The following is a 19,118-nucleotide window of genomic DNA, read 5'->3' as shown; positions in this document are numbered from 1 at the left end:
AGGTTCACTGGAGATAGTTCGGCTTTCTGGGCATTTGAACATTGCCTGAACACGTCACCGTGGCTAAATACAGTACATATAGAAAGAATAAGGTTATTGAACCAAAAACAGGTGTCGTTATGAATCGTTTTATTATGGCCAACAGCCAGCAATGCATAGGGTGTCGTGCCTGTGAGGTCGCGTGTGTGATGGCGCACAACGATGAGCAACATGTTCTGAGTGAGCGCCATTTTCATCCCCGCATTGCGGTCCTCAAATCAAAGGGGAAGAACAGTCCCGTTACCTGCCACCACTGCGAAAATGCCCCCTGCGAGCACAACTGCCCGAACGGGGCTATCAGCAAGCACAGCGACAGCGTACAGGTGAATCAACACAAATGCATTGGTTGCAAAGCCTGCGTGGTAGCCTGCCCGTTCGGCACGATGGACATCATCGTTACGCCGCTGGATAACGCGAGCGTGAAGGCGTCGGCGCACAAATGCGATCTCTGCCTGGCGCGGTCTCAGGGGCCTGCCTGTATTGAAAACTGCCCGGCTGACGTGCTCACGCTTGCCACACCCGCCGTGCTGGATAACCTGTCGAAAGCGCGGCGCACGCGCACCGCGCGACTGGAAGCGCAGCCGTGGCACGGCGAGGCGGTGCAACAGGTTCAGCCGCAAACCAAACTACAGCAGTTGCACAATACTCCTCCACGGGGCGAGCCAGACAAGCTGCCGGCGCAAGAACGCGCCTGCCATTTCAACGAAATCTATCTGCCGTTTCGGGCTGAACAGGCCAGACGTGAGGCGTCCCGCTGCCTGACCTGCGGGGAGCACAGCATCTGCGAGTGGACCTGCCCGCTGCACAACCACATTCCGCAGTGGATTGCGCGCGTCAACGCGGGGGATATCACTGGCGCGGCAGAACTCTCCCATCAAACCAACTGTTTACCGGAAATTACTGGCCGCGTTTGCCCGCAGGACCGCTTATGCGAAGGTGCCTGCACGCTGCGCGATGAGTCTGGTTCCGTGACCATTGGTAATATCGAGCGCTACATCTCAGACCAGGCGCTGGCGATGGGCTGGACGCCGGACATGAGCGACGTCCTCCCGGTGGGCAAGCGGGTGGCCATTATTGGCTCAGGCCCGGCAGGGCTGGCGTGCGCCGACGTGCTGGTGCGCAGCGGCGTGAGCGTGACGGTGTATGACCGCCATCCGGAAATCGGCGGACTGCTGACGTTTGGCATTCCCGCCTTCAAGCTGGATAAATCCCTGCTCGCGCGGCGCAGAGAGATATTTACCGCGATGGGGATCCGGTTCGAACTCAACTGCGAAGTGGGACGCGATGTCTCTCTGACGCAGCTGCAGCGTGATTATGATGCCCTGTTTATTGGCGTAGGAACCTACCGCTCCATGAAGGCCGGTATCCCTCATGAAGATGCGCCGGGTGTCTATGACGCGCTGCCGTTCCTGGTGGCGAACACCCGCCATGTGATGGGGCTTGAGTCGAGCGCCTCTGAGCCGTTTATCGACACGCAGGGGCTGAATGTGGTGGTACTCGGCGGAGGGGATACGGCGATGGATTGCGTGCGAACCGCGCTGCGGCAGGGGGCCGCCAAAGTGACCTGTGCCTATCGCCGGGACGAGGCCAACATGCCGGGGTCGAAAAAAGAGGTGAAGAACGCGAAAGAGGAGGGGGCGGCGTTTGAATTTAACGTCCAGCCCGTCGAGCTGGTGCTTGCTTCGGACGGGAAGGTCAACGGTATCCGGATGCTGCGCACCGAACTGGGTGAACCGGATGCGCAGGGTCGTCGTCGTCCCGTTCCGGTTGCAGGCAGTGAGTTCGTCCTGCCTGCCGATGCGGTGATCATGGCGTTTGGCTTTAACCCGCACGCGATGCCCTGGCTGCAGGCCCAGGGCGTGGAAACGGATGACTGGGGGCGCATCATTGCCTCTGTCGAAGGGCACTATCGTTACCAGACCAGCAACCCGCAAATTTTTGCCGGAGGTGACGCTGTGCGCGGTGCCGATTTAGTGGTCACTGCGATGGCTGAGGGGCGCCATGCGGCGCAGGGTATTCTCGACTGGCTTGAGATAACAGCGCCAAAGGCGCACTAAATCCGACCGGCGACAAAGCGCGCTCCACGGCGTAGTATAACTGCACTCATTATGTCGTGGAGCCCGTATGACCCTCAAAATTGACGTTATTAAAGACAAAATCCTGTCCGAAAATTACTTTGTCCTGCGTAACATCACCTATGATTTAACGCGTAAGAATGGTGAAGTGATACGCCACAAGCGCGAGGTCTACGACCGTGGCAATGGCGCAACCATTTTGCTCTACAACCGTGAAAAACAGACCGTGGTATTGATTCGCCAGTTTCGGGTGGCGACATGGGTGAATGGCAATCCTGACGGACGACTCATTGAAACCTGCGCAGGTCTGCTTGACGATGATGAGCCTGAGGTTTGTATCCGCAAAGAGGCCGTTGAAGAAACGGGCTTTGAAGTGGGTGAGGTGAAAAAGGTGTTCGAACTGTTCATGTCGCCAGGCGGCGTGACGGAAATTGTCCACTTCTTCATTGCGGAATACAACGATGCGCAGCGCACTCACCGGGGCGGTGGCGTTGAAGACGAGGATATTGAGGTGCTGGAAATGCCGTTTTCTCAGGCACTGGCAATGGTGAGAAGCGGAGAGATCAGGGACGGTAAAGCCGTAATATTGTTGCAGTACCTACAAACGACCGGGATCATGAACCCCTCTTTCGAACGGTGATAGATTACATTTCAGATAAATCTATCCGATAAATCCGATTGAGCAAGCCCGGTTCGGACACGAAGATACTGCCCAGTTTGACGTTTTCGTTTCCGGGATTGTGCCATCCATGCGCTACTGCGTTTTTATTCTCTTCCTGTTTTGCGTGCTACCCGCGCCATTGGTGTGGGCTGCTCCCGCCCAGCAGTCCTTCTCTGACTGGCAGGTCACCTGCAATAACCAGAATTTTTGCGTTGCGCGAAATACCGGTGAACATCGCGGTCTGGTCATGACGCTCAGCCGCAGCGCGGGCGCGAAAACGGACGCCACGCTGCGGATCGATCTCGGTGGGCTTTCTGACCCCGTCGTGAAAGAGCCTGATATCGCGCCGCGACTGCTGCTGGATGACGTACCGCTTAAGCTTTCGCCTCAGCACTGGCAATTAACGCCCTGGCATCTGAAGACTGACGATGCCGCCACCATCACCGCTTTTTTGAAAAACATTCAGGAAGGGCACGCCCTGACGTTGCAGGGTGGCAAGCAGGTTATCTCACTGGATGGCCTGAAAGCGGCGCTGCTGTTTATCGATGCCCAGCAAAAACGCGTCGGCAGCAAAACAGCCTGGATAAAAAAAGGGAACAGTCCGCCGCTGAGCGTGCCGCCCGCACCCGCATTAAAAGAGGTGGCGGTCGTCAACCCGACACCGACGCCGCTGACCCATGAAGAGTTGAACGACCTGCTGGATTATGGCACCTGGAGGATGAATAACAGTCAATGCTCGCTTGATCCGAACCGCCGTGAAGTCCGCGTTACCGCATTAACCGATGACAAAGCGCTGTTGATCGTCAGCTGTGAGGCCGGGGCGTATAACACCGTCGATTTGGCATGGCAGGTTTCGCGCAAAAAGCCGTTTTCTGCCCGTAGCATCAGGTTGCGTCTGCCATTTACCCCTTCAAGCAACAGCAGCGAGATGGAGCTGATGAATGCCAGCTTTGATGAGAAAACGCGTGAGCTGACCACGCTGGCGTTAGGGCGGGGCATTGGGGATTGCGGGATCCAGACGCGCTGGCGTTTTGACGGCCAGCGCTTCCGCCTGGTCCGCTATGCGGAAGAGCCCAGCTGTGATAACTGGAACGGGCCAGACGCCTGGCCCACGCTGTGGATTACGCGGTAGCTTTTTGCCGGGTGGCAGCTTCGCCTTACCCGGCCTACGAATCCTGCGGTATGTGACAATGTGCCGGGTGGCGGCTGCACCTTACCCGGCCGACGACACTTCGAACCGTAGGCCCGGTAAGCGTAGCGCCACCGGGCACGCAGGCCGCACTAGATCACGCTCAGCGCTTTCTCCACCACGTTCTCAACGGTAAAGCCGAAGTACGGGAACAGCTTATCGGCAGGGGCGGACTCACCGTAACCCCGCATGCCAACAATCGCCCCTTTGAGCCCGACATACTTGTACCAGTAGTCGGCAATACCGGCCTCCACCGCCACGCGTGCCGCGACGCTGGACGGCAGGACCGATTCCCGGTACGCCTCATCCTGTGCATCAAAAATATCCGTGGAAGGCAGAGATACTACGCGCACCGCGTGTCCTTCGGCGGTCAGTTTCTCCGCGGCTTTCACCGTGATTTCCACCTCGGAACCGGTAGCAATCAGGATCACGTCCGGCTTGCCGCCGCTGTCTTTCAGGATGTAGCCGCCGCGGGCGATGTTTTTCACCTGCTCCGGGGTGCGCTCAATCTGCGCCAGGTTCTGGCGCGACAGAATTAATGCCGTTGGTCCGTTGTGGCGTTCCACCGCCAGCTTCCAGCCCACCGCCGCTTCGACCTGGTCGCACGGGCGCCAGGTGCTGAAGTTCGGCGTCAGGCGCAGGCTCGCCAGCTGTTCAACCGCCTGGTGCGTGGGCCCATCTTCCCCCAGCCCGATGGAGTCGTGGGTATAAACCATGATTTGCCGCGCCTTCATCAGCGCCGCCATGCGCGCCGCGTTACGGGCGTACTCGACGAACATCAGGAAGGTGGCCGTGTAGGGCACAAAGCCGCCGTGATGGGCGATGCCGTTGGCAATGGCCGTCATCCCGAACTCGCGCACGCCGTAGTGGATGTAGTTCCCGGCAATGTCCTCTTTCAGCGATGTCGAGCCGGACCAGATGGTCAGGTTACTCGGCGCCAGATCCGCCGAGCCGCCCAGCAGTTCGGGCAGAATAGGACCTATTGCGTTCAGGGTATTTTGCGACGCCTTACGGGTGGCAATTTTCGCCGGGTTGGACTGCAGGTTTTCAATCAGCGCCTGGGTTTTATCGTCCCAGTCTTCCGGCAGGCCCCCGCTCATGCGGCGTGAAAACTCGGCCGCCAGCTCCGGATGCGCTTTTTTGTAGGCGGCAAATTTTTCGTTCCAGGCGTGCTGGGCTTTCTCACCGTCTTCGCGGGCATCCCAGGCTCTGTAGATCTCTTTCGGGATCTCAAATGGCGGGTATTTCCAGCCCAGCTTCTGCCGGGTCAGCGCCACTTCTTCGTCACCCAGCGCCGCGCCGTGCGCCTCCTCTTTGCCCGCCTTGTTCGGTGAGCCGAAGCCGATGACCGTGCGGCAGATAATCAGGGACGGTTTGTCCTTCACGCTCTGCGCTTCCTGAATCGCTTTTTTCACGGCTTCAGGGTCGTGACCGTCAATCTCATGCACCACGTGCCAGTGGTAGGCTTCGAAGCGTTTTGCCGTGTCGTCGGTAAACCAGCCTTCGGTTTCCCCGTCAATGGAGATGCCGTTGTGATCGTAAAACCCGATCAGCTTGCCGAGTCCCAGCGTGCCCGCCAGCGAGCAGACCTCGTGCGAAATCCCCTCCATCAGGCAGCCGTCACCCATAAACACGTAGGTGTAGTGGTCGACAATCTCTTGGTCCGGCTGGTTAAACTGCGCCGCCAGCGTGCGTTCGGCAATCGCCAGCCCGACCGCATTGGCCAGCCCCTGGCCGAGCGGGCCGGTGGTGGTTTCTACACCTGGCGTATAGCCAATTTCCGGGTGGCCCGGCGTTTTGGAATGCAGCTGGCGGAAGTTTTTTATCTCCTCAAGCGGCAGGTCATAGCCGGAAAGATGCAGCAGGCTGTAGAGCAGCATCGATGCGTGACCGTTGGAAAGAATAAATCGGTCGCGATCGTACCAGGTGGGGTCACTCGGGTTGTGCTTCAGGAAGTCGTTCCACAACACTTCGGCAATATCGGCCATGCCCATTGGTGCGCCGGGATGGCCGGAATTGGCTTTTTGCACGGCATCCATGCTGAGGGCGCGAATGGCATTGGCGAGCTCTTTACGGGACATAGTTCACTCCGTGGCAAGGTTAAAGTTTGGCGGCAAGAAGATCTTCGAGTTTGCGCTGGTCGACGGCGAACTGGCGGATGCCATCCGCGAGCTTGTCGACGGCCATTGCGTCCTGATTGTGCTCCCAGCGGAACTCTGCTTCGGTCATGGCTTTCGGTTTTGGCAAAACGGTGGAGGTCGGCACCAGCTTGCGGATCACCGTCTCTTCTTTGTCCTGAAGCTCCTGGAGCAGGTTAGGGGAGATGGTCAGACGGTCGCAGCCTGCCAGGGCGAGGATCTGCTCGGTACGGCGGAAGCTGGCCCCCATCACGATGGTTTCGTAGCGGTGCTGTTTGTAGTAGTCGTAGATATTACGGACCGATTTAACGCCCGGATCCTCATCCACCACGTACGGATCCATCGGCTGTTTTGCCTGATACCAGTCGTAGATGCGCCCGACAAACGGCGAGACGAGGAATACGCCCGCTTCGGCACAGGCGCGCGCCTGGGCAAAGGAGAACAGCAGCGTCAGGTTGCAGTGAATGCCCTCTTTTTCCAACACCTCCGCGGCGCGAATGCCTTCCCACGTCGACGCGAGCTTAATCAAAATGCGGGATTTATCGATCCCCTGCTCCTGGTAGAGTTCCACCAGGCGGCGGGCTTTGTTAATGCTTTTTTCTTTATCAAACGAGAGGCGGGCGTCCACTTCGGTCGACACGCGCCCCGGAATGCTTTTCAGAATTTCTGCACCAAAATTAACCGCCAGCTTGTCGCTGGCTTCGGCGACCTGCTGCTCCTGCGTTTTCCCGCGCTGCTTACCGTAGGCAATGGCGTCATCAATCAGATGACTAAAATGGGCAAGCCCGGCCGCCTTGAGCAGCAGCGAAGGGTTGGTGGTCGCGTCTTCCGGCTGGTAGTGGCGAATCGACTCGATATCACCGCTGTCTGCAACCACGGTGGTGAATTGTTTGATGCCGTCTAGCTGGTTCATAAATCATTACTCCTTGGAAATAAAAGAGTTAGATGAGTGCGTTAGTTCACACTTCTGAGAAAATCATGATGGACTTAACAAAAAAGCATAGCAGACGGGGGAAGCATTGCTTTTGAGACGGGTAACATGGCTGTTATAAATTGATAACAATTTTTAATGTGTGATGGTGAGAGTTTGGCAGCCTTCAAAGTTTATGCGCTGTCCTGCGGCGATACTATCTGACCGATACGTAAAAGGAATAACAAGATGGACGATCAGTTAAAACAGAGTGCCCTCGATTTTCACGAGTTTCCTGTCCCGGGCAAAATCCAGGTTTCCCCTACCAAGCCGCTGGCGACCCAGCGCGATCTGGCGTTGGCCTATTCGCCAGGCGTCGCTGCGCCGTGTCTGGAAATCGAAAAAGACCCGCTGGCAGCCTACAAATACACCGCGCGCGGCAACCTTGTTGCCGTTATTTCTAACGGTACGGCGGTGCTGGGGCTGGGCAACATTGGCGCGCTGGCCGGTAAACCGGTGATGGAAGGGAAGGGCGTTCTGTTCAAGAAATTCGCCGGTATCGACGTGTTTGATATCGAGGTGGACGAACTCGATCCCGATAAATTCATCAACGTGGTGGCTGCGCTGGAGCCCACCTTCGGCGGGATCAACCTGGAAGACATCAAAGCGCCGGAATGTTTCTATATCGAGCAGAAGCTGCGCGAGCGTATGAACATTCCCGTGTTCCATGATGACCAGCACGGCACGGCGATTATCAGCACCGCCGCCATTCTGAACGGCCTGCGCGTGGTCGAGAAAAATCTCTCCGACGTGCGCATGGTGGTCTCCGGCGCGGGCGCGGCGGCGATTGCCTGTATGAACCTGCTGGTGGCGCTGGGTATGCAGAAACACAACATTGTGGTCTGCGACTCCAAGGGCGTTATCTATAAAGACCGCGAGCCGAACATGGCGGAAACCAAGGCGGCGTACGCGGTGGAAGACGACGGCAAACGCACGCTTGAGGACGTTATTGACGGCGCGGATATCTTCCTCGGCTGTTCCGGCCCGAAAGTGCTGACTCAGGAAATGGTGAAGAAGATGGCGCGTGCGCCAATGATCCTGGCCCTGGCGAACCCGGAGCCGGAAATCCTGCCGCCGCTGGCGAAAGCGGTGCGTGAAGATGCCATTATCTGCACCGGTCGTTCGGACTACCCGAACCAGGTGAACAACGTGCTCTGCTTCCCGTTCATCTTCCGCGGCGCGCTGGACGTCGGCGCAACGGCGATCAACGAAGAGATGAAGCTTGCCGCCGTTCATGCCATCGCGGAGCTGGCGCACGCCGAGCAGAGTGAAGTGGTCGCGTCTGCGTACGGCGATCAGGATCTGAGCTTTGGCCCGGACTACATCATTCCAAAACCGTTCGATCCGCGTCTGATTGTGAAAATTGCGCCAGCCGTTGCCAAAGCGGCGATGGACTCCGGCGTGGCGACGCGACCGATTCAGGATTTCGACGCTTACGTCGATAAGCTCACCGAGTTCGTCTACAAAACTAACCTGTTCATGAAGCCGATCTTCTCTCAGGCGCGTGCCGACGCGAAGCGCGTGGTGCTGGCGGAAGGGGAAGAGGCGCGCGTGCTGCACGCCACTCAGGAGCTGATCACCTTAGGGCTGGCGAAGCCGATCCTGATTGGTCGTCCGAGCGTCATTGAGATGCGCATTCAAAAGCTCGGCCTGCAGATTAAGCCGGGCGTCGACTTCGAGATCGTTAATAACGAATCCGATCCGCGCTTCAAAGAGTACTGGAGCGAATACTACGCGATCATGAAGCGCCGTGGGATCACCCAGGAGCAGGCGCAGAAAGCCGTCATTAGCAACACGACGGTGATCGGCGCGATCATGGTCCATCGCGGCGAAGCGGATGCGCTGATCTGCGGCACCATCGGCGATTACCACGAGCACTTTAGCGTGGTGCAGGAGATCTTCGGCTATCGCGACGGCGTCCATACCGCCGGGGCGATGAACGCCCTGCTGCTGCCGAGCGGGAACACCTTTATTGCTGACACCTACGTTAACGACGATCCGAGCCCGGACGAGCTGGCGGAGATCACCGTGATGGCCGCCGAGACCGTGCGCCGCTTTGGTATCGAGCCGAAGGTGGCGCTGCTGTCGCACTCAAACTTTGGTTCGTCTAAATCCGCGGCGGCCTGCAAAATGCGTCAGACGCTGGAGCTGGTGCGCGAGCGTGCGCCGGAGCTGATGATAGACGGGGAGATGCACGGCGATGCGGCGCTGGTGGAGAGCATCCGCAACGAACGTATGCCGGACAGCCCGCTGAAGGGATCGGCCAACATACTGATTATGCCAAACGTGGAAGCGGCGCGTATCAGCTATAACCTGCTGCGCGTCTCCAGCTCTGAAGGGGTGACCGTAGGACCGGTACTGATGGGCGTGGCGAAACCGGTGCATGTGTTAACGCCGATTGCCTCTGTGCGTCGTATCGTGAATATGGTGGCGCTAGCGGTGGTTGAGGCGCAAACGCAGCCTCTGTAATTAACCCCACCCCTCACCCTAACCCTCTCCCAAAGGGAGAGGGAATTTATACTCCCTCTCCCTTTGGGAGAGGGCAGGGGTGAGGGGGTTACACCCAGTCCCGAACCTGAATAAACTCACGCAAGGCAGCCTCCGGGCTGCCTTCTTTTGGTTCGTAGCTGTACTCCCACCGCACCAGCGGCGGCATCGACATCAGAATCGACTCCGTGCGCCCGCCGGTCTGCAGGCCGAACAGCGTCCCGCGATCCCACACCAGGTTGAACTCCACGTAGCGGCCGCGGCGGTAAAGCTGGAACTCACGCTCGCGCACGCCGTAGTCGGTGTTTTTACGGCGTTCGACGATGGGCAGATAGGCGTCGGTATAGCCTTCACCTACCGCGCGCATAAAACTGAACGCGGTATCAAAATCCGGCGTGTTGAGATCGTCAAAGAACAGCCCGCCGATGCCGCGCTGTTCGTCGCGGTGCTTCAGGTAAAAGTAGTCATCGCACCACTTTTTAAATTTCGGGTAGACGTCTTCGCCAAACGGCAGACAGAGATCGCGCGCGGTAGTGTGCCAGTGCACGGCATCCTCTTCGAAGCCGTAATAGGGCGTTAAATCGAAACCGCCGCCAAACCACCAGACCGGGTCGGCCCCCGGTTTTTCCGCAATGAAAAAGCGCACGTTAGCGTGGCTGGTCGGCACAAACGGGTTGTGCGGATGCACTACCAGCGAGACGCCCATCGCTTCGAAGCTGCGGCCCGCCAGCTCAGGGCGATGCGCCGTCGCAGACGCGGGCATCGCGTCGCCGTGAACGTGGGAAAAATTGACGCCCGCCTGTTCGAAGATGCCGCCGTTACGCAGCACCCGGCTGCGCCCGCCGCCGCCCGCTTCGCGCTGCCAGTTATCCTCCTGAAATTCACCGCCGTCTACGGCGGCCAGTTTCCGGCAAATATCATCCTGCAGCTGCAGCAGGAATTTTTTGACCAGCTGTGCATTGGGTTTCATCAACGTTTCCTGGAGTGCGCTTTTTGGTTATCGAACCAGTTGAAGTAGCTGATAATGCCGGAGGCGATGGCGTTGGCGATCTTCTGGCGGAACGCCGTGGTGCCGAGCAGCCGCTCTTCTTCCGGGTTGGTAATAAAAGAGGTTTCCACCAGCACCGACGGAATCGACGGCGATTTCAGCACCACAAACGCCGCCTGCTCGGTGCCTTTACTGTGCAAACGATGCACCGGCTTAATCTTCTTCAGGATATGCGAGCCGAGTGTCAGGCTGTTTTTGATGGTGTCCGTCTGCACGAGGTCGAACAGCACCTGCTGCAACAGATGGTCTTTATCGGTGGCTTTCTTTCCGGCGACCTCATCCGCCCGGTTTTCGCGGTCGGAGAGGTATTTTGCCATGGCGCTACTGGCACCACGGTTGGAAAGCGCAAACACCGATGCGCCTGCTGCCGAAGGGTTGGTAAAGCCGTCTGCGTGGATCGACATAAACAGATCCGCGCCGTGCTGGTGGGCGATCTCCACGCGGTCATACAGCGGAATGAAGGTGTCCCCGGAGCGCGTCAGGCGGGCGTCAATGCCGTTGCTGCGTAAAATCGATCGCACATTTTTTGCAATCGCCAGCACGACGTGTTTTTCTTTCGACCCGTTTTTGCCGATGGCGCCGGTATCGATGCCGCCGTGGCCCGGATCGAGCATCACCAGACGCTTCGCGCCCGGCTTTTTGGCTTTCGGTTTACTGTGCCCGTTGCTGGTTTTAAGCGTGCTCTCGTCTTTTGCCTGAGCCTGCTTAGCGATGCCCGTTAACGTTAAGGCCGCCAGCCCCGCTTTGAGAACCTGACGACGCGATGTGAGTGCTTTTAATGGTTTGAATGTGCTCATGCGGCCTGAATAGTAAAAATTGCGATCCTGGTGTTATATCGTATCGTGATTACCGTTACGACAGTCCTTATTGATAATTGTTTTACTTTTCATTTCAATACGTGACAAAGTGACATTATGCCAAATTTTGGCGAGATTTTCCCCGGTTATTGGCTAAACGCAGGGTTCACGCCATAATCACTGTTTTTAAACCCAAAAAGGCGGTTAATACCATGGAGATACGCGTTTTTCGCCAGGAAGATTTCGAAGAGGTGATTACCCTTTGGGAGCGCTGCGATCTGCTGCGTCCGTGGAACGACCCGGAAATGGACATCGAACGTAAGGTGAATCACGACGTCAGTTTGTTTCTGGTCGCGGAAGTGAACGGTGAGGTTGTCGGTACGGTGATGGGCGGTTACGACGGCCACCGCGGTTCGGCCTATTATCTGGGCGTGCATCCGGAATACCGGGCGCGCGGCATTGCCAATGCGCTGCTCAATCGCCTGGAAAAGAAACTCATCGCTCGCGGCTGTCCGAAAATTCAGATTATGGTGCGAGAAGATAACGACGTGGTGCTGGGCATGTATGAGCGTCTGGGCTACGAGCATGCTGACGTCCTGACTCTGGGCAAGCGTTTGATCGAAGATGAAGAGTACTGAGATCCATCCGGCTGACTATGACGCGCAGGGCCGTGTCAGGCTGCCTTTTCTGTTCTGGTGCGTTCTGCTGTTACAGGCCCGCACCTGGGTGCTGTTTGTAATGGCCGGAGCGTCGCGCGGGCAGGGCGACACGCTGCTGAATCTCTTCTATCCCGATCACGATGCATTCTGGATCGGATTACTGCCGGGCATTCCGGCCGTACTGGCGTTTTTGGTCAGCGGACGGCGGCATCTGATCCCTCGCTTTTGGGGCGCGCTTCGCTGGCTGCTGATCCTTGCCCAAATTGCGCTGCTCTTCTGGCAGCCGGTACTCTGGTGGTACGGTGAGCCGCTCACGGGCACCGGTATTGCGCTGGTCGTTGCCGATATCGTGGCGCTGCTGTGGCTGCTGACCAATCCTCGCCTTCACGCCTGTTTTAGGCATCAGGATGATTAATTCGGCACTTTTTGCCGAAGTCGCACTCCAACAAGCGTTGATTTAATTAGAAAGGACGTTTCAATGAAATCGCTGCGTTTACTTTTATGCGCTCTTCCGCTGGCGTTGACCGGCTGTTCGACGCTCTCCTCTATTAACTGGTCTTCTGCGTATCCGTGGAACTGGTTTGGTTCTTCCACCGAAGTGACCGAGCAGGGCGTAGGAAAAATTACCGCGTCAACCGCGCTGGATCAGGATGCCATTCAGGATGCCCTGAGCAGTGATTATCGCCTGCGCAGCGGCATGAAAACCGAAAATGGCAATATCGTGCGTTACTTCGAAGCGCTGAAGGGTGACACGCTGGCGCTGGTGATTAATGGTGATAAAGGCACGGTAAACCGTATCGCGGTGATGGATGAAGACATTCCAACCGCAACCGGTGTGAAAGTGGGGACCCCGTTTAGCGATCTCTATAAACAGGCGTTCGGCAACTGCACCAGCGTGCCGTCTGACGACAAGGTTGCGGTGGAATGTAAGGCTGAAGGCAGCCAGCACATCAGCTACCTGTTCACCGGAGAGTGGAGCGGTCCGGAGGGGTTAATGCCATCTGACGACACGCTGAAAAACTGGAAAGTGAGCGAAATACTCTGGAAGCAGTAATTTGCGCCTGAACAAACCGTCTTGCTGAAATCCGGGTATAATAGCCGCCATCAATGCCACGCTGACGTGGCATCTTTATTTCAGGAGGAGCGATGTCTCAGGTTCAGAGTGGCATTTTGCCAGAACATTGCCGCGCGGCGATTTGGATTGAAGCCAATGTTAAAGGGGACGTGAATGCCCTGCGTGCGGCCAGTAAAGTGTTCGTTGATAAACTGGCGACCTTCCAGGCTAAATTTCCGGAAGCCCACCTCGGTGCCGTTGTCGCCTTTGGCAATAACGTCTGGCGTCAGCTGAGCGGTGGCGAAGGGGCGGAAGAGTTAAAAGACTTTATCCCTTACGGCAAAGGCCTTGCACCCGCCACGCAGTACGACGTGCTGATCCACATTCTTTCCCTGCGTCACGACGTGAACTTCTCCGTAGCCCAGGCTGCTGTTGAGGCCTTTGGCGACAGCATCGAGGTGCAGGAAGAGGTTCACGGCTTCCGCTGGGTGGAGGAGCGCGATCTGAGCGGCTTCGTTGACGGCACCGAAAACCCGGCAGGCGAAGAGACGCGTCGCGACGTGGCGGTGATCAAAGACGGTGTTGATGCAGGTGGCAGCTACGTGTTCGTGCAGCGCTGGGAGCACAACCTCAAGCAGCTTAACCGCATGAGCGTGCACGACCAGGAGATGATGATTGGCCGAACCAAAGAAGCCAACGAAGAGATCGACGCCGATGACCGTCCCGTTACCTCTCACCTGACCCGCGTTGACCTCAAAGAAGACGGAAAAGGGCTGAAGATTGTCCGCCAGAGCCTGCCGTACGGTACGGCCAGCGGCACGCACGGCCTTTACTTCTGCGCCTACTGCGCGCGCCTGTATAACATTGAACAGCAGCTGCTGAGCATGTTTGGTGATACCGACGGCAAGCGCGACGCCATGCTGCGCTTCACGAAACCGGTGACCGGCGGCTACTACTTCGCCCCGTCCGTTGAGCGCCTGCTGGCGCTGTAATGACCTTTCTCCCTCTCCCTGTGGGAGAGGGCTGGGGTGAGGGCCATCAGGCCGCCCCCTTATTCCCTTTTCTGCTTCTAAATCACCAAACGGTATATAAAACCGTTACTCCTTTCGACCTCGTTATAAATATTATGACCATAAGATAGTCATCACATTTATAAGGGTGCGCAATGGCCGTTACTGTACTAAAAAAAGGATCGCTGGCACTGGCAGGTTTACTGCTGGTGGCGCAGGCGCAGGCAACCGAGCTGCTTAACAGTTCGTATGATGTCTCCCGCGAGCTGTTTGCCGCCCTTAACCCACCGTTTGAACAGCAGTGGGCAAAAGACAATAACGGCGACAAGCTGACCATCAAGCAGTCCCATGCCGGTTCATCCAAACAGGCGCTGGCCATCCTGCAGGGACTGAAGGCCGATGTGGTGACCTATAACCAGGTGACGGACGTGCAGATCCTGCACGACAAAGGCAAGCTGCTCCCGGCGGACTGGCAGAGCCGTCTGCCAAACAACAGCTCGCCGTTCTATTCCACCATGGGCTTCCTGGTGCGCAAGGGCAACCCGAAGAACATCCACGACTGGAACGACCTGGTGCGTTCCGACGTAAAACTGATTTTCCCGAACCCAAAAACCTCCGGCAACGCGCGTTATACCTATCTGGCGGCATGGGGCGCGGCGGATAAAGCTGACGGTAACGATAAAGCGAAGACCGAGCAGTTCATGACCCAGTTCCTGAAAAACGTCGAAGTGTTTGATACCGGCGGCCGCGGCGCGACCACAACCTTCGCGGAGCGTGGTCTTGGCGATGTCCTGATCAGCTTCGAGTCCGAAGTAAACAATATCCGTAAACAGTACGAAGCGCAGGGCTTCGAAGTGGTTATCCCGAAAACTAACATTCTGGCCGAGTTCCCGGTGGCCTGGGTGGATAAAAACGTGCAGGCAAACGGTACCGAGAAAGCGGCAAAAGCCTATCTCAACTACCTGTACAGCCCGCAGGCGCAGACCATCATTACCGATTACTACTACCGCGTGAATAACCCGGACGTGATGAACAAGCTGAAAGATAAATTCCCGCAGACCGATTTGTTCCGCGTGGAAGACCATTTCGGCTCATGGCCTGAAGTGATGAAAACGCATTTTGTCAGCGGCGGTGAGTTAGATAAATTGCTGGCGGCGGGGCGTAAGTAATGTTTGCAGTATCGACAAAACGCGTGCTGCCGGGCTTTACCTTAAGCCTCGGAACCAGCCTGCTGTACGTCTGCCTGATTTTGTTGTTACCGCTCAGCGCGCTGGTGGTGCAGCTCTCTGATATGAGCTGGGCCCAGTACTGGGAGGTCATAACCAACCCGCAGGTGGTGGCAGCCTATAAGGTGACGCTACTGTCGGCGTTTGTGGCGTCGATTTTTAACGGCCTGTTCGGCCTGCTGATGGCGTGGATCTTAACCCGCTACCGTTTCCCGGGCCGCACGTTGCTTGATGCGTTGATGGATCTGCCGTTTGCCCTGCCAACGGCGGTGGCGGGCTTAACGCTGGCGTCGCTGTTCTCGGTGAACGGTTTTTACGGCGAGTGGCTGGCGAAGTTTGATATCAAAGTGACCTATACCTGGCTCGGTATCGCGGTAGCGATGGCCTTCACGAGCATTCCGTTTGTGGTGCGAACCGTACAGCCGGTACTGGAAGATTTAGGCCCGGAATATGAAGAAGCGGCGGAAACGCTGGGGGCGACGCGCTGGCAGAGTTTCCGCAAGGTTGTGCTGCCAGAGCTTTCTCCGGCGCTGCTGGCGGGCGTGGCGCTCTCCTTCACCCGTAGCCTCGGCGAGTTTGGTGCGGTGATCTTCATCGCCGGGAACATCGCGTGGAAAACGGAAGTGACCTCGCTGATGATTTTTGTGCGTTTGCAGGAGTTTGATTATCCGGCTGCGAGCGCGATTGCTTCGGTGATCCTCGCCGCGTCGCTGCTGCTGCTGTACTCGATTAACACTCTGCAAAGTCGCTTTGGTCGACGTGTGGTAGGTCACTGATGGCGGAAGTTACTCAATTGAAGCGTTACGATGCGCCCCGCATCAACTGGGCAAAATGGTTTCTGATTGGGACGGGCGTGCTGGTATCCGCACTTATTCTCGTTGTGCCAACGGTCTATATCTTTGTCCAGGCATTCAGTAAAGGGATTATGCCCGCGCTGGAAAATCTGGCGGACCCGGATATGCTGCACGCCATCTGGCTGACCGTGTTGATTGCGCTGATCACGGTACCGGTCAACCTGGTGTTCGGTACGCTGCTGGCCTGGCTGGTGACGCGCTTCAACTTCCCGGGTCGTCAGATGCTGTTGACCCTGTTGGATATTCCGTTTGCCGTGTCGCCAGTTGTTGCCGGTCTGGTTTACCTGCTCTTTTACGGCTCTAACGGCCCGCTGGGCGGCTGGCTGGATGAGCATAACCTGCAGATTATGTTCGCCTGGCCGGGCATGGTGCTGGTGACTATCTTTGTGACCTGTCCGTTTGTGGTGCGTGAACTGGTGCCGGTGATGTTAAGCCAGGGAAGCAACGAAGACGAAGCGGCGGTGCTGCTGGGAGCGTCAGGCTGGCAGATGTTCCGTCGCGTGACGCTGCCGAATATCCGCTGGGCGCTGCTTTACGGCGTGGTACTGACCAACGCACGCGCGATTGGGGAGTTCGGCGCCGTATCCGTCGTCTCCGGCTCTATTCGCGGTGAAACCCTATCGCTGCCGCTACAGATTGAGCTGCTGCAGCAGGACTATAACACCATCGGCTCCTTTACTGCCGCAGCGTTGCTGACGCTGATGGCGATTTTGACCCTGTTTTTGAAGAGTGTGGTGCAGTGGCGTTTAGAGAATCAGGAAAAACGTCTGCATCAGGAGGGAAATCATGAGCATTGAGATTGCCAATATTAAGAAGTCTTTTGGTCGCACCCAGGTGCTGAATGATATCTCGCTGGATATCCCTTCCGGACAAATGGTCGCGCTGTTGGGGCCGTCAGGTTCCGGTAAAACCACGTTGCTGCGTATTATCGCCGGGCTTGAGCATCAGACCAGCGGACATATCCGCTTTCACGGCACCGACGTGAGCCGCCTGCATGCCCGCGATCGTAAAGTAGGCTTTGTGTTCCAGCATTACGCGCTGTTCCGCCATATGACCGTGTTCGACAACATCGCGTTTGGTCTGACGGTGCTGCCGCGTCGCGAGCGACCAAATGCGGCAACTATCAAAGCGAAAGTGACCAAACTGCTGGAGATGGTGCAGCTTGCGCATCTGGCCGACCGTTTCCCTGCCCAGCTGTCCGGCGGGCAGAAACAGCGCGTGGCGCTGGCGCGCGCGTTAGCCGTTGAGCCGCAAATCCTGCTACTGGATGAACCCTTCGGCGCGCTGGACGCACAGGTGCGTAAAGAGCTGCGTCGCTGGCTGCGTCAGCTTCATGAAGAACTGAAGTTCACCAGCGTCTTCGTGACCCACGATCAGGAAGAAGCGATGGAAGTCGCGGACCGCGTGGTGGTGATGAGCCAGGGGAACATCGAGCAGGTTGACGAGCCTGAACAGCTCTGGCGCGAACCGGCGACCCGTTTTGTCCTGGAGTTTATGGGCGAAGTGAACCGTCTGCAGGGCACCATTCGCGGCGGTCAGTTCCACGTCGGCGCGCACCGCTGGCCGCTGGGCTATACCTCCGCGCATCAGGGGCCGGTCGATCTGTTCCTGCGTCCGTGGGAAGTGGACGTCAGCCGTCGCACCAGCCTGGATTCACCGCTGCCGGTACAGGTGCTGGAAGCTAGCCCTAAAGGTCACTACACCCAATTGGTGGTACAGCCGCTGGGCTGGTATACCGAGCCGCTGACCGTGGTGATGCGCGACGAAGAGCCGCCGCACCGGGGTGAGCGTCTGTTTGTTGGGCTGCAGCATGCGCGTATTTATCACGGGAAGGAGCGCATCGAGACGCGCGAGGATATTGCTCTGGCAGAGACAGCCTGATAGGTTAGGATTACGTAGTTTTGCCGGGTGGCGCTGCGCTTACCCGGCCTACAATATGACGTCTGTAGGCCCGGTAAGCGAAGCGCCACCGGGCTTTTTATTGGACAGCGATCATGAATACATTAGAACACACCATCGGCAACACGCCTCTGGTCAAGCTTCAGCGCATGGGGCCGGATAACGGCAGTGAAATCTGGGTCAAACTCGAAGGCAATAACCCGGCGGGGTCGGTGAAAGACCGTGCCGCCCTGTCGATGATTGTTCAGGCCGAGAAACGCGGTGAAATCAAGCCGGGCGACGTGCTGATCGAGGCCACCAGCGGCAACACCGGTATCGCGCTGGCGATGATCGCCGCGCTGAAAGGCTACCGCATGAAGCTGCTGATGCCGGACAACATGAGCCAGGAGCGCCGCGCCGCAATGCGTGCCTACGGGGCCGAGCTGATTCTGGTGACCAAAGAGCAGGGTATGGAAGGCGCACGCGACTTAGCGTTAGAAATGGCCGAGCGCGGTGAAGGTAAACTGCTCGATCAGTTCAACAATCCGGACAACCCGTACGCGCACTACACCACCACCGGCCCGGAAATCTGGCAACAAACCGACGGGCGCATCACCCACTTTGTCTCCAGCATGGGGACCACCGGCACTATTACCGGGGTGTCGCGTTTCCTGCGCGAGCAGGAGAAAGCCGTCACCATTGTTGGCCTGCAGCCGGAAGAGGGGAGCAGCATCCCGGGGATTCGCCGCTGGCCGGCGGAATACATGCCGGGCATCTTTAATGCGCAGCTTGTGGATCAGGTGCTGGATCTTCACCAGCGCGAGGCGGAAAATACCATGCGTGAGCTGGCCGTGCGCGAAGGCATCTTTTGCGGCGTCAGCTCGGGCGGCGCGGTAGCGGGGGCGATTCGGGTGGCAAAGGCAAACCCGGGTGCCGTAGTGGTGGCAATTATTTGCGATCGCGGCGATCGTTACCTCTCTACCGGCGTCTTTGGTGAAGAGAGTTATTCGCAGGGGGCGGGGATTTAAGCGTC

Annotated in this window: 17 protein-coding genes; 13 read left to right on the top strand and 4 right to left on the bottom strand. The window is 57.6% G+C overall.

The genetic code is table 11. The annotated features are described in order from the left end of the window. Positions 1 to 119: 119 nt before the first annotated feature. The 3 genes from aegA to KW829_RS05310 all read left to right on the top strand — a co-directional run bounded on the left by aegA (position 120) and on the right by KW829_RS05310 (position 3,907). The gene (gene aegA, locus KW829_RS05320) at positions 120 to 2,096 is read left to right on the top strand and encodes a formate-dependent uric acid utilization protein AegA (RefSeq protein WP_218307744.1); all 1,977 of its coding nucleotides are present in this window, start codon (positions 120 to 122) and stop codon (positions 2,094 to 2,096) included. A gap of 67 nt (positions 2,097 to 2,163) precedes the next feature. Further along, a complete protein-coding gene (gene nudK / locus KW829_RS05315; RefSeq protein ID WP_218307743.1) occupies positions 2,164 to 2,754 on the top strand; it encodes a GDP-mannose pyrophosphatase NudK in 591 nt (196 codons plus the stop codon). Positions 2,755 to 2,863: 109 nt separating this feature from the next. Then, on the top strand, positions 2,864 to 3,907 hold the full coding sequence (locus tag KW829_RS05310; protein ID WP_218307742.1) for a DUF1176 domain-containing protein: 1,044 nt from the start codon (positions 2,864 to 2,866) through the stop codon (positions 3,905 to 3,907). Between the two features lie 149 nt (positions 3,908 to 4,056). Here the strand turns inward: KW829_RS05310 and tkt are convergent, their stop codons facing one another. Both tkt and tal read right to left on the bottom strand, forming a co-directional pair. Continuing rightward, a complete protein-coding gene (gene tkt, locus KW829_RS05305) occupies positions 4,057 to 6,045 on the bottom strand; it encodes a transketolase (protein WP_218307741.1) in 1,989 nt (662 codons plus the stop codon). A gap of 19 nt (positions 6,046 to 6,064) precedes the next feature. Beyond that, positions 6,065 to 7,015: a transaldolase gene (tal, locus tag KW829_RS05300; RefSeq protein WP_010433786.1), complete on the bottom strand. Its 951-nt coding sequence runs from the start codon at positions 7,013 to 7,015 to the stop codon at positions 6,065 to 6,067. 246 nt (positions 7,016 to 7,261) lie between these two features. Here tal and maeB point away from each other — a divergent pair, with 246 nt between their 5' ends. Continuing rightward, a complete protein-coding gene (gene maeB, locus KW829_RS05295) occupies positions 7,262 to 9,541 on the top strand; it encodes an NADP-dependent oxaloacetate-decarboxylating malate dehydrogenase (RefSeq protein ID WP_047346690.1) in 2,280 nt (759 codons plus the stop codon). Between the two features lie 88 nt (positions 9,542 to 9,629). On the opposite strand, the gene hemF is transcribed toward maeB, so the two are convergent. Both hemF and amiA read right to left on the bottom strand, forming a co-directional pair. Next, on the bottom strand, positions 9,630 to 10,529 hold the full coding sequence (hemF, locus tag KW829_RS05290) for an oxygen-dependent coproporphyrinogen oxidase (RefSeq protein ID WP_218307740.1): 900 nt from the start codon (positions 10,527 to 10,529) through the stop codon (positions 9,630 to 9,632). After that, complete coding sequence (gene amiA / locus KW829_RS05285; protein WP_042718951.1) at positions 10,529 to 11,404, bottom strand: N-acetylmuramoyl-L-alanine amidase AmiA; 876 nt, start codon at positions 11,402 to 11,404, stop codon at positions 10,529 to 10,531. Before amiA ends, hemF begins: the two co-directional genes overlap by 1 nt. Before the next feature lie 212 nt (positions 11,405 to 11,616). On the opposite strand from amiA, the gene KW829_RS05280 reads away from it, so the two are divergent. The 9 genes from KW829_RS05280 to cysM all read left to right on the top strand — a co-directional run bounded on the left by KW829_RS05280 (position 11,617) and on the right by cysM (position 19,113). Then, the gene (locus KW829_RS05280; RefSeq protein WP_003861292.1) at positions 11,617 to 12,042 is read left to right on the top strand and encodes a GNAT family acetyltransferase; all 426 of its coding nucleotides are present in this window, start codon (positions 11,617 to 11,619) and stop codon (positions 12,040 to 12,042) included. After that, the gene (locus KW829_RS05275; protein ID WP_218307739.1) at positions 12,029 to 12,478 is read left to right on the top strand and encodes a DUF2919 domain-containing protein; all 450 of its coding nucleotides are present in this window, start codon (positions 12,029 to 12,031) and stop codon (positions 12,476 to 12,478) included. Before KW829_RS05280 ends, KW829_RS05275 begins: the two co-directional genes overlap by 14 nt. Before the next feature lie 63 nt (positions 12,479 to 12,541). Further along, positions 12,542 to 13,117 (top strand): RpoE-regulated lipoprotein, encoded by a 576-nt coding sequence (locus KW829_RS05270; RefSeq protein ID WP_218307738.1) that lies wholly within the window; start codon positions 12,542 to 12,544, stop codon positions 13,115 to 13,117. Between the two features lie 92 nt (positions 13,118 to 13,209). Next, on the top strand, positions 13,210 to 14,109 hold the full coding sequence (locus tag KW829_RS05265; protein WP_218307737.1) for a Dyp-type peroxidase: 900 nt from the start codon (positions 13,210 to 13,212) through the stop codon (positions 14,107 to 14,109). A gap of 173 nt (positions 14,110 to 14,282) precedes the next feature. Next, a complete protein-coding gene (cysP, locus tag KW829_RS05260) occupies positions 14,283 to 15,296 on the top strand; it encodes a thiosulfate/sulfate ABC transporter substrate-binding protein CysP (RefSeq protein ID WP_010433770.1) in 1,014 nt (337 codons plus the stop codon). After that, positions 15,296 to 16,129 (top strand): sulfate/thiosulfate ABC transporter permease CysT, encoded by an 834-nt coding sequence (cysT, locus tag KW829_RS05255; protein WP_089597870.1) that lies wholly within the window; start codon positions 15,296 to 15,298, stop codon positions 16,127 to 16,129. Before cysP ends, cysT begins: the two co-directional genes overlap by 1 nt. Then, a complete protein-coding gene (cysW, locus tag KW829_RS05250) occupies positions 16,129 to 17,004 on the top strand; it encodes a sulfate/thiosulfate ABC transporter permease CysW (RefSeq protein WP_010433766.1) in 876 nt (291 codons plus the stop codon). The genes cysT and cysW overlap by 1 nt, the downstream gene beginning before the upstream one ends. Then, complete coding sequence (cysA, locus tag KW829_RS05245; RefSeq protein WP_042716105.1) at positions 16,994 to 18,088, top strand: sulfate/thiosulfate ABC transporter ATP-binding protein CysA; 1,095 nt, start codon at positions 16,994 to 16,996, stop codon at positions 18,086 to 18,088. Before cysW ends, cysA begins: the two co-directional genes overlap by 11 nt. A 113-nt stretch (positions 18,089 to 18,201) precedes the next feature. Beyond that, the gene (cysM, locus tag KW829_RS05240; RefSeq protein WP_089597871.1) at positions 18,202 to 19,113 is read left to right on the top strand and encodes a cysteine synthase CysM; all 912 of its coding nucleotides are present in this window, start codon (positions 18,202 to 18,204) and stop codon (positions 19,111 to 19,113) included. The last annotated feature ends 5 nt before the right edge of the window (positions 19,114 to 19,118 follow it).

Source organism: Enterobacter sp. ENT02, from assembly GCF_019219165.1.
In the GTDB taxonomy this organism is placed as follows: Bacteria; Pseudomonadota; Gammaproteobacteria; order Enterobacterales; family Enterobacteriaceae; genus Enterobacter; species Enterobacter mori.
Note: the sequence above shows the minus strand (reverse complement) of the source record. Positions and strands in the feature narration are given on the sequence as shown.

What these genes read in the sequence shown, in the direction of transcription:
- aegA (WP_218307744.1), top strand. Translation starts at nt 120, where the DNA reads ATGAATCGTTTTATTATGGCCAACAGCCAGCAATGCATAGGGTGTCGT.
- nudK (WP_218307743.1), top strand. Translation starts at nt 2,164, where the DNA reads ATGACCCTCAAAATTGACGTTATTAAAGACAAAATCCTGTCCGAAAAT.
- KW829_RS05310 (WP_218307742.1), top strand. Translation starts at nt 2,864, where the DNA reads ATGCGCTACTGCGTTTTTATTCTCTTCCTGTTTTGCGTGCTACCCGCG.
- tkt (WP_218307741.1), bottom strand. Translation starts at nt 6,045, where the DNA reads ATGTCCCGTAAAGAGCTCGCCAATGCCATTCGCGCCCTCAGCATGGAT.
- tal (WP_010433786.1), bottom strand. Translation starts at nt 7,015, where the DNA reads ATGAACCAGCTAGACGGCATCAAACAATTCACCACCGTGGTTGCAGAC.
- maeB (WP_047346690.1), top strand. Translation starts at nt 7,262, where the DNA reads ATGGACGATCAGTTAAAACAGAGTGCCCTCGATTTTCACGAGTTTCCT.
- hemF (WP_218307740.1), bottom strand. Translation starts at nt 10,529, where the DNA reads ATGAAACCCAATGCACAGCTGGTCAAAAAATTCCTGCTGCAGCTGCAG.
- amiA (WP_042718951.1), bottom strand. Translation starts at nt 11,404, where the DNA reads ATGAGCACATTCAAACCATTAAAAGCACTCACATCGCGTCGTCAGGTT.
- KW829_RS05280 (WP_003861292.1), top strand. Translation starts at nt 11,617, where the DNA reads ATGGAGATACGCGTTTTTCGCCAGGAAGATTTCGAAGAGGTGATTACC.
- KW829_RS05275 (WP_218307739.1), top strand. Translation starts at nt 12,029, where the DNA reads ATGAAGAGTACTGAGATCCATCCGGCTGACTATGACGCGCAGGGCCGT.
- KW829_RS05270 (WP_218307738.1), top strand. Translation starts at nt 12,542, where the DNA reads ATGAAATCGCTGCGTTTACTTTTATGCGCTCTTCCGCTGGCGTTGACC.
- KW829_RS05265 (WP_218307737.1), top strand. Translation starts at nt 13,210, where the DNA reads ATGTCTCAGGTTCAGAGTGGCATTTTGCCAGAACATTGCCGCGCGGCG.
- cysP (WP_010433770.1), top strand. Translation starts at nt 14,283, where the DNA reads ATGGCCGTTACTGTACTAAAAAAAGGATCGCTGGCACTGGCAGGTTTA.
- cysT (WP_089597870.1), top strand. Translation starts at nt 15,296, where the DNA reads ATGTTTGCAGTATCGACAAAACGCGTGCTGCCGGGCTTTACCTTAAGC.
- cysW (WP_010433766.1), top strand. Translation starts at nt 16,129, where the DNA reads ATGGCGGAAGTTACTCAATTGAAGCGTTACGATGCGCCCCGCATCAAC.
- cysA (WP_042716105.1), top strand. Translation starts at nt 16,994, where the DNA reads ATGAGCATTGAGATTGCCAATATTAAGAAGTCTTTTGGTCGCACCCAG.
- cysM (WP_089597871.1), top strand. Translation starts at nt 18,202, where the DNA reads ATGAATACATTAGAACACACCATCGGCAACACGCCTCTGGTCAAGCTT.